This window comes from Hallella sp., from assembly GCF_037460745.1.
GTDB classification, from domain to species: Bacteria; Bacteroidota; Bacteroidia; order Bacteroidales; family Bacteroidaceae; genus Prevotella; species Prevotella faecis.
Genome location: NZ_JAXVAE010000035.1, coordinates 1 through 9,281 on the forward strand (window position 1 = coordinate 1; position 9,281 = coordinate 9,281).

The window sequence follows — 9,281 nt, forward strand, 5'->3', positions numbered from 1 at the left end:
GAACTTGGGGAAGTATTTCACCTCCTTGCCTTCCGCAAGGTTCGCGAGAATGTTATTACACTTTTGTGTATATAAAAAGGAAATTATGCTTTTTCGATTACCCAGTTTTCGATATTCCCAGTAGTGCAGTCGAAGTTGATGCCAACCCTGGTTATTGGCTTGCCGCTTAGCGCAAAGCGTTTGTGATAGTTCTTCAGGTTGATTTGCCGCATGGCACACTGTGCACTCTTGCCCAACTTAATCTCCAACAGGAAGATGTCTGTATGGGTGAGCAACACGATGTCAACCCTACCGTTGGGTGTATGAACCTCAACGTCCACCTGATAGTCTGTAAGCAGAGAGAATATGATGAAGAGCATCTGCTGGTAATGTCCCTCATAATGAGCGTTGTTGCAGTAAGGAACTGTTGCCAGAAATGTCTGGAGTAAGGTTAAGGCCTCCTCCATATTCTGCTTATCCAATGCCTGTGCGATACGACGGGCTGTATTGGTTGTTGCAAGTGTATTTTGTGTGACGTATGATGGAATCAGTGCCTTGGTCAGTCCCATTTTCACCTCCTTGTTAGGAACATCAAGAACGTAATAGTTGTAGTCTTCATGATATTCCTTGATTGTGATATATCCACTTTGGTAAAGCAGCGGCATGATGGTTGGCATATTCTCCGTAGGAACATCAAACTCGCTGGCATCAGCCTCCACTCGGGTGATGACATCTGTAGGAACTACCTGATATTTGCGCATCATATTGATGAGATAAGTTGGAGTGCCGGAAGTAAACCAATAGGAACCGAACTCGTTTTCCGTAAAGCAACTCAACAGGCTATACGGATTGAATATATCGGGTGAGAATCTTGTGAAATGATAGCCGTCATAATTCTCTTTCAACTTGTCGATTACTTGCTCTTTCGTTATGTTTCTTCTTCGGGCAAGCGCTTCGATATCGTCCGACATTTGCGTCAAGAGCTCTTCTTTGGTGATGCCACAGATACCAGCATAGTCATCATTCATGGATATGTTGGTGATGTTGTTCAGTTCGCTGAAGATACTGATCTGCGAGAACTTGGTGATACCCGTCAGAAAGACAAAGCGTAGTTTCGCTTCGCTGTATTTCAAAGGACTGAAGAAGTTGCGCATGATATTGCGCAAGGCATCCAACTGTTCTTGCTCGTGAGCCACATCCAGCATGGGCGCATCATATTCATCGATAAGCACAACAACCTGTCTGCCAGATTTCTCGTATGCCGTATTGATCAGTTCTGTCAATCGGTTGTTGGCATCTATTTGTGGCTGTGTGACACCCCATTTCTTCTCTTCTGTTTCCAGAATGAATGCGAGATACCGTTCCAACTGTTGCTTATCCATGTGTTTGCCTCCACTCAAATCAAAGTGGAGCACAGGATATTCGGCCCACTCCTTTTCCAGCTGTTCGATGGCAAGTCCTTTGAATAAGTCTTTCTTGCCTTCAAAGTAACTTTGGAGGGTGGTTAGAAACAGGGATTTTCCAAAACGGCGTGGACGTCGCAAGAAGAAATAGGTGCCGCTGGTGTGGGTCAGGCGGTAAACGTATTCCGTCTTGTCGATATAGAGCTTATCTTCCTTGCGGATTCGCTCAAAAGTCTGTAAGCCTAATGGATATAACTTGAGTGCCATAATCGTCGGCGATTGTATTTCCACCGTAAATTTACGGTTATTAGTTGACATACGCAAATAATCGTCCGCAATTATCCCAAATCGGTCGTTAGATTTCAATTCTTGTTAGTGTTTGTTTCGAGCAGGTTGCGACAGTAGCGCCCAAAGGCATAGCGGGCTATGTCGAAACGCGAATGGAAGCAAGATGCCGAAAGAAACGCTGACAAGAGTTGGAAAGAATTAATAACAACCTACCTTTTTACCTATTTCGGTCTAATGACCGATTGGGGATTATCATCTATCGTCCGTTAGATTATCACCCCCTGCCGGTCGTTGGGCCGAAATGGGAAGAGTAAGCCCCGCCGCATTGTCACAACGCGGCGGGGCTGGGCGCCTATAGGCTGTTAGAATAAAAATGATCACTTAACTATATGTCATGTTCTTTGCGATTTCTTCTTGGGCATGTGGCTCCACCGCCAACTTACATGGAGCATGAGGTAAGAAGGGATGCTCTTGCGCCAGCTCTCCACACGGCCCTGGGCATTGAGCGTGTACTCGGTGCTGCGAAGCTGGTGGAAAAGGTCGAAGGCTTCGAGGCGCACGGCGAGCATCTCCTTCAGGAACGACCGGGAGAGGGAGGCGTTGCACACAAGGTCGTCGGTGTTCATCGCCGCGCTGTAGTAGCCGCGCCTACTGTACATCTTGGCGTCGGCGGCCAGTTGGAGCTTCCAAGGCAAACGGCAGTTGAGGGCGAAGCCATAGTTGTACTCGTAGATGTTGAGCGTGGTGAAGTTGGCGCGGTTGCTCGTGCTGTGGCGATAGGCAAAATGGCCCGTGGCCGCGAGGTCGAATCGATCGATGCGGTAGGTGAGTCGCAGGTCCTCGGTGTTGAGGAGGGTGCGCACGGTAGACCGGGGCGCGCTTTTCAGCAAGGCCTCCGCCGACTGGCCGTTCGACGCGGAATATTGCACCACATCAAAGTCGTTGTCTTCCTCATAGTTTATGCGCGAATGGGCGTCGAGCGCGAGCCGCTTCTTCGTGTCGAGCGGGCGGTTGAAGTGGGCCTCCTGGTTGAGGTTCCACGACGGCCTACTCACGTTGTCGAGCATCTGCGTGAAGGCTCCCGTTGTGGTGTTGTAGCCCTGGCGCTGGCCTATCTTGTTGAGGGTGATGGTGGCGCGGCCGTTGAGCGTGAGGTTCTGCTGGCGCTCGGGCACGGTGGTGCGCAGCGTCCACAAGAGGTGGTGGTTACGACTATGGCCGAGATGTGGATTGTGCAGGGTGATGAGCAGCGGGTCGACTGTGGAATAGATGGGAATGCGTTCGCGCACATGATTGACGCTGCTCACACTCGACATGAGCGTCACCTCGTAGCCATGCCGCGCGGTGTTGCGCACGAAGTTAGCGTTGTAAGTCACAAAGCGGTCGGTGTAGCGGGCTATGGTGTCGAGGCGAGCGTGGTGGTAATCGATGCGGTCGCTTTTCACCATGCCGCTCACGCTCATGTTGAACCACGTGTAGCGGTCGCCCTCTTGCTTGCTGTAATAGGTTCGCAGGGTTAGGATGCCATTGCGTTTGAGCATGTTGTAGCGTTCTGTGTTGTCAGGGTCGTCGTGCATCAATCCCAAGCTGTCGGCAAGCGAGTGTTGATGATCCGTTTTGTTGAATATCTGGTTAGCATAGGCGCTGAGCTGATAGTTCCAATCGTTTAGGGCATGAATGGTGTAGGAGGCTTGCGCATCCAGCATATACTGGTTTGACGGGATGGCACGCACCGTTCGCCCTACAAACACTTTGCGCTGCCAGCGAGGATAGTCGTAAAGGGTGCTTCTCTGTTCGTCTCCGCCGCATTCACGAGTGTAGATGCCATTGAGGTTCAACTCCAAGTCGTCGCCCCATGGCATGCGGTAGTTAAGGGTGTTTGAAACCCCCATCTTCCATGTGTAGGGCTGATGTGCGGTGTGGTTGCTTTGCGTATGGTTGAGCGTGTCGGTGTTCTGCCATTGCGCCGTTTCGGTGTGGTTGTCGCTTTCTGAACGTCCCCATTGCACCCACTGTTGCAGAGTGAGCTTGAGGGGCGAGAACATGTTTTTCCAACGGAACCGATGGGTAACGTCGCCTCGCTTCACCTTGTTGCCACCCCACTCGTGGCTGTTGGAAAACAGACTGCCACCAGAAGCAAACGTTTCACGTAGTTCGGTTGCGTTCCATTGTTTGCGGTTGTATTCCAGGTTGGCGGTAATGTTTTCGTCCCACCGTTTCTTCTTGTCGTCGATATTGAGGTCGAAGCCAGCGTTTACCGTCTTGTTCATGCCGTTGCCAAGCGCCTTGTCGGGCGTCCACTCGCCGTTTTGTCCGGGTCGGCGCGTCTCGTTCACATTGTTGGTGTTGACGAAGGCCGAGATGCGCGAGGCGTCGGTGAAGCGCAGGCCAAAGAGGCGCCCCGTGTAGCGGTCCTCGGTGCCCTCGGCCGCCTCGGCGTTGGCCATGTAGCCTTGGTTGTACTCGCGTTTGAGGTGCACATCCATCACGAAGTTTTTCTTCTCCACCTCACGCCCGAGCCACTCGCTCTTCTCGGTCGACTTGCGATACACCTTCACGTTCTCCACGGCATACATCGGCAGGTTCTCGAGCATCACCTTGTTCTTGCCCTTGAAGAAATCCTTGCCGTTGAGCGTGAGGAAGTCGACCTTCTCGCCGTTGACCAGGATGGTGCCGTCGTCTTTCAGCTCCACGCCCGGCATCTGCCGCACGAGGGCGTCGAGCATCGATCCGTCGGGCAGCTGGAAGGCCGACGCGTTGTAGACGATGGTGTCGTTCTTGTAGGCCATCTTGATGCGGGTGCCTTTCACCACCACCTCGCCCAACAGGTGGGGGGCGGCCAGGCTGTCGGTGGCGGCGGCTGACTGGTGGGGCGCCGCAGCGTTGTGGGCCGCGGCGGCGTTGGCTCGCTTCATGTAATGCCATGGGGCGTCGAAGTAGGTGTTGCGGCCAGGCGTTTTCACCTCATAGTCGACAAAGCAAGGCTCATAGTCGGGATGGGTCACTCGGATGATGTAGCGTTGCGGTTGGCGCGGAATGGCGAAGCAGTAGTTGGCGTCGGTGCCATAGTAGCCGCCTGTGAAATAGCCGCAGTTGGCCGAGTCGACAACGGTGCTGTCGGCCAGCATCAGGGTGGCCTTGGCGCCACGAATGGCATGGTGGGTCACTTGGTCGTACACGTGGCCCCAGAGGTCGATCTTCCGTTTTTGGGCAGACACAGTGAGGGCTGTACTGACCATGATGGCCAGTAGTAAAAGGGATTGTTTCATACGAATGTTGGGCTTGGCCCCAATCGGCCCTACGACCGATTGGGGAAGAGGGTTAGGATATTATAGATTCATCTTATTTCCGCTTGGCCTTAAACCAATCGGCGCTGTAATGGGGTATGCAAATCTGGTACGCGTTTAATCCGTCGGCGCGCACCACGACCAGTTGGCCGTCGGGATAATAGTAGACGAGCAGGCCGTGAAGGCGCAACGCCATGTCGCGCCACGACAATAGGAGAAACTGACATTCCTCATCGTCGGTCGTTATGGGGTGTGCATTGCCTTGGCAAGCGTCCAACAACTGCTGGCGCAAGGCCGCATGGTCTTTCTTGGAATAGCGGGTGCGCACAACGGTGGCATGGGTGGGGCAACGACCGTTGATTCCATCCCACCACACATGACCTTCCCTGTCGTTGCTATAGAATGTGGTGTCGCAAAGGTCGGCGTCCTTTCGCTCCTGGAGCGCAGCCATGAGCGAGTCGATCCGATTCTCAAATTCCACGGAGGCGAAGGGCAGTCCTTGGCGCACGGGCTGTTTCCCCCGCAGATGTTCTATGAGTTGCTTCACATCGGGCACCACGGCGCATTGCTCCCACGTGGGCACTTTGACGCGCACCACGCAAAGGCATTGCTGGAAATAGGCCACATGGAAGAAATAGAAGGAACCTCCTGCACGGAACGTGGCCGTAACATAGTTGGACCAGTCCATGCCCTCCTCATAGTTGTGGGTGTTGTAGAGCGTGAAGTTGGGGTTGCCAATCAGGGCGTAGAACACCTGCCTCCAAGCGTAGAGCTCGCTCTTTTGCACGTTGGGCAGCAGCACCACGTGGGTCGGCGTGCGGCTGGCCTCTCCTTTTTTTCTGCCCGTCCACCAGTCGGGCTTGTCGCCCTCATGGTATTCGAACACGGTGTCGATCACCGAGACGTTGCTGCGCTGTTCCATCTCGCTGAGCTTTCTGAATATGGGCGCCACGCTCTCGGCTGGCAAATCCTCGTAATCGAAACGGATGCTCTGGTTGCGCGAGTTTTCGGTGGCGATATTGATGCTCTGCGGACTGTTTACGCCATACTTGAAGCTCATGTTGGTGCGGTCGTAGTCCATCAGGAAATAGGCCGACGTGTCGCCTTGCTCCGGATGCAGGCGCATGGCTATGCGTCCCTTGAACAGCTCGTCGGCCTGCTCGTCGGTCATCATGCGCTTGTGGGGCAGCCGTTTCAGCAGGGGCTGAATGCTGTCTAAGAGCGTTGCGGTGGCACGCATGTTCTTGTTGTCGACACCGTAACGGCTCCACACCGATCGGTTGCGGCCGCAAGTGGCGTCGGTTACATATCCCCAGGCGCAATGCTTGTTCAGATAGTTGGCAATGGCCTCCACGGTCTTGTCGGTTTGGCTTTGGGCCAACACGCAAAGGGGAGCGATGAGGCAAAATATAAGGATTAGTTGTCGTTTCATATCCATTGTGGTTTTTACATGTTTTCAAATTCGTCGATCATAGCCACCATGTTGTCTTCCATGGTCTGCAACTCCTGGTCGATGTTGATGTTCTCCTGCAAATCGGCGGGGGCGGCATGCACGTGCTGCTCCTTGGGCATGGAGGGCTCCACGGGCGCGGGGGCCTTTCGCGCGCGCCGTTTCGATGGGTGGGAGCGGGCGGCCTGTGCCATTTGGGCGCCCGTTTCCGCCTCGTAGCGCACGGGCTGCGCTTGGCGTTCGGGCTGTGGGGCAACGCTTTGTGGGGCCACCAACTGCCGGGCGGGTTGCACGGCTACGGCCACGGGTTTGGTGGAGGCCACGTCGCTATGGTCGCTTGGCAGGAAGAGCAGGCCGGCGCCCATTGCTACGACGACCACGGCGGCGGCGCTCCACCTGAGCAGCGTGGGCTTGCGGCGTGGCGCCTCCTGGGCCTTGCCTTGCCTGAGGCCCCTGAAGAGGATGGAGAACGTGCGCCATTCGGCAGGCACATCGTGGTGCGTGCAGAAATAATCGGCAAGCAGGGATTCCTCCGCTTGCGTGGTCTCCGCTGCCATGTAGCGGTCGATCAACTGCTGTATGTGTTGTTTCTCCTTATTCATGACGTTTGGGTTATTAGTTGAACTAAACGGGCGCGGGCTTTCGACATCAGGCCTCGGCACGACGACTCGGTGGTGCCAAGCACCCGGGCGATCTCCGCAAAACTCATCTTTTCGTATTCGCGCATCTCCACCACTTTCCGCCAGTTGTAGGGCAGTTGGGCCATGGCGCAACGCACGATGTGGCCCGTTTCTTGGTCTTCCACATCCTGTTGTGGGGTGCGCGGCGCGGGGAGGTCGGGAATGTTGAAGGCGTCGTCCTCGTCGTTCTGCTTGCGATGGAAGATGCGCATGATGGGATGCCGTCGGCGATGCCGCAGATGGTTGAGCGAGAGGTTGCGCGCCATGACGCTGGCCAAGCGGCTCACCTTCTCGGGATCGTCGTGCAGGCCGTCGTGTCGCTCCCACAACCTCAGCAGCACCTCGCCGGCCACATCCTCGGCGGCGGCATGGTCGCCAAGCAGCGTCAACGCCCTCGCCACGGCTACCTGCCGCAGTTGCGCAACCAACGATATGTACTTTTCTCGTTCCATACTTACATTACACCCTAACACCCGGAAACGCTACGCCCGAATCCCTGTTTTTTTTCATCGCCACCCGCGCTCCTCGCCTTCAGGGTTGAGTGTCAGGCCGATAGCATGCAAACAAATGGCTACAATATAACACAAAGTTACGACAATATTATGTATTGAAAGAACTTTGTGGTAATTTTGCTATCCAAAAAGAATAACGTACCCTCCAAAATGATTCAGCTAAAAGAAAATCAGGGCATTCCCCGCAGCGTTCTCCTGATGATGGCCGTCATCGCAGGACTCACAGTAGCCAACTGCTACTATAACCAGCCGTTGCTCGAACTGATCCGCCATGACATAGGCATTACCGAGCAAAGCGCCAACCTCATCACCGTGATCACGCAGATAGGCTATGCGCTTGGCCTGTTCTTCCTCATTCCGTTGGGCGACATGTTCTCGCCCAAGAAACTCATCATTGCCAACATGAGCATCGCAGCCGTAATGGCCATCGTGATGGCTGTGGCGCAAAACGTATGGATGCTCTGGGGGGCTTCGTTGCTGATAGGTGCCTGTTCGGTGATCCCGCAGTTCTTCATCCCGATAGCAGGACAGTATTCGGCACCCAAGAACAAGAGCAGGAATATGGGCATTGTGCTATCTGGATTGCTAACGGGCATCCTTACCTCACGGGTCATTAGCGGCTACATCGGCGAATGGCTGGGATGGCGCGAGATGTTTCTTGTCGCCGCCTTCGTGATGCTCATCTGCATGGGCGTGATGCTACTGATGATGCCTGAGATGAAGCGCAACTATGAGGGTACGTACAGAGGACTAATGAGCACCTTGGCTGAGATCATGGTGCTCCACCCCTCGGTACGCATCTACGCCATCCGTGCCGCCTTCGGTTTCGGCAGTATGATGGCAATATGGTCGTGCCTCGCCTTTCATCTTGCCCAGCCACCTTTCAGGGCAGGAAGCGACATGGTAGGAATGCTCGGACTTTGCGGCATCATGGGCGCCGTGGCGGCAAGTGGCATAGGCAAACAGATTCCCAAGTTTGGCATTCACAACTTCAGTCTGTTCGGAGCGGCTACGCAGATTGTGGCCTGGGCTATAGCCTTGCTCTTCGGCGACACCTACGCCGGGCTCATCGCAGCCATCATCCTGGTCGACATAGGTCTGCAATGCCAGCAGCTCAGCAACCAAAGCGGATGCCTGCAAGAGATTCCGCAAGCCGCCAACCGTGCCAACACCATCTTCATGACTACCTACTTTATTGGTGGTTCACTCGGTACATTCTGTGCCGGATATGTATGGAACCGCGCCAACTGGTTAGGTGTGTGCATCGTGGGCATGACCTTTGCGCTCATATCATTAGCCATCACACTATGTAACAGGAAATAAAGGTTCATCCTCCGCGCCGGCGGCGCAGGTCTCATAATGTTGAATGTTAAAGGTTGAGTGTTGAACAGGCCATGCAGAGCCTTGCCGTAGTACAACCGTAAGGCGACTACTCGTGACTATAGGGCGCAGAGGAGTTACTAAAAGGTAAAGAACCTATAAAAAACAATAAAAATGTTTCTTATTTTCCTCATAAACAAACCATACTTTGTATTTTTGCGCAAAATCAGAAACAATGACAGAACTGCTGAGTATATTATACAACCTGCGGATATTCTCTTTAGATGAACTTTCTGAGGCTCTGAATGGCAAGGTGAAATCGGTGGAAGCGTTGCTTGCTCGGTACAAGCAACAAGGGTGGA

General features: G+C 54.0%; 6 protein-coding genes. 1 reads left to right on the top strand and 5 read right to left on the bottom strand.

Going from position 1 to position 9,281, the window contains the following annotated elements; genetic code table 11:
- Positions 1-83: 83 nt before the first annotated feature.
- From WKK33_RS00745 to WKK33_RS00765, 5 genes are all read right to left on the bottom strand, one after another.
- Positions 84-1,649 (bottom strand): AAA family ATPase, encoded by a 1,566-nt coding sequence (locus WKK33_RS00745; protein ID WP_337932047.1) that lies wholly within the window; start codon positions 1,647-1,649, stop codon positions 84-86.
- 413 nt (positions 1,650-2,062) lie between these two features.
- Positions 2,063-4,939, bottom strand: coding sequence for a hypothetical protein (locus WKK33_RS00750; protein WP_337932048.1), 2,877 nt, complete (start codon positions 4,937-4,939; stop codon positions 2,063-2,065).
- Between the two features lie 73 nt (positions 4,940-5,012).
- Complete coding sequence (locus tag WKK33_RS00755) at positions 5,013-6,389, bottom strand: hypothetical protein (protein WP_337932049.1); 1,377 nt, start codon at positions 6,387-6,389, stop codon at positions 5,013-5,015.
- 14 nt (positions 6,390-6,403) lie between these two features.
- Positions 6,404-7,009, bottom strand: coding sequence for a hypothetical protein (locus WKK33_RS00760; protein WP_337932050.1), 606 nt, complete (start codon positions 7,007-7,009; stop codon positions 6,404-6,406).
- Positions 7,006-7,539, bottom strand: coding sequence for a sigma-70 family RNA polymerase sigma factor (locus WKK33_RS00765; RefSeq protein WP_337932051.1), 534 nt, complete (start codon positions 7,537-7,539; stop codon positions 7,006-7,008). The genes WKK33_RS00760 and WKK33_RS00765 overlap by 4 nt, the downstream gene beginning before the upstream one ends.
- Positions 7,540-7,749: 210 nt before the next feature.
- On the opposite strand from WKK33_RS00765, the gene WKK33_RS00770 reads away from it, so the two are divergent.
- Positions 7,750-8,922, top strand: a complete 1,173-nt coding sequence (locus WKK33_RS00770) for an MFS transporter (protein ID WP_337932052.1) — start codon at positions 7,750-7,752, stop codon at positions 8,920-8,922.
- The last annotated feature ends 359 nt before the right edge of the window (positions 8,923-9,281 follow it).

What these genes read in the sequence shown, in the direction of transcription:
- WKK33_RS00760 (WP_337932050.1), bottom strand. Translation starts at nt 7,009, where the DNA reads ATGAATAAGGAGAAACAACACATACAGCAGTTGATCGACCGCTACATG.
- WKK33_RS00765 (WP_337932051.1), bottom strand. Translation starts at nt 7,539, where the DNA reads ATGGAACGAGAAAAGTACATATCGTTGGTTGCGCAACTGCGGCAGGTA.
- WKK33_RS00745 (WP_337932047.1), bottom strand. Translation starts at nt 1,649, where the DNA reads ATGGCACTCAAGTTATATCCATTAGGCTTACAGACTTTTGAGCGAATC.
- WKK33_RS00770 (WP_337932052.1), top strand. Translation starts at nt 7,750, where the DNA reads ATGATTCAGCTAAAAGAAAATCAGGGCATTCCCCGCAGCGTTCTCCTG.
- WKK33_RS00755 (WP_337932049.1), bottom strand. Translation starts at nt 6,389, where the DNA reads ATGAAACGACAACTAATCCTTATATTTTGCCTCATCGCTCCCCTTTGC.
- WKK33_RS00750 (WP_337932048.1), bottom strand. Translation starts at nt 4,939, where the DNA reads ATGAAACAATCCCTTTTACTACTGGCCATCATGGTCAGTACAGCCCTC.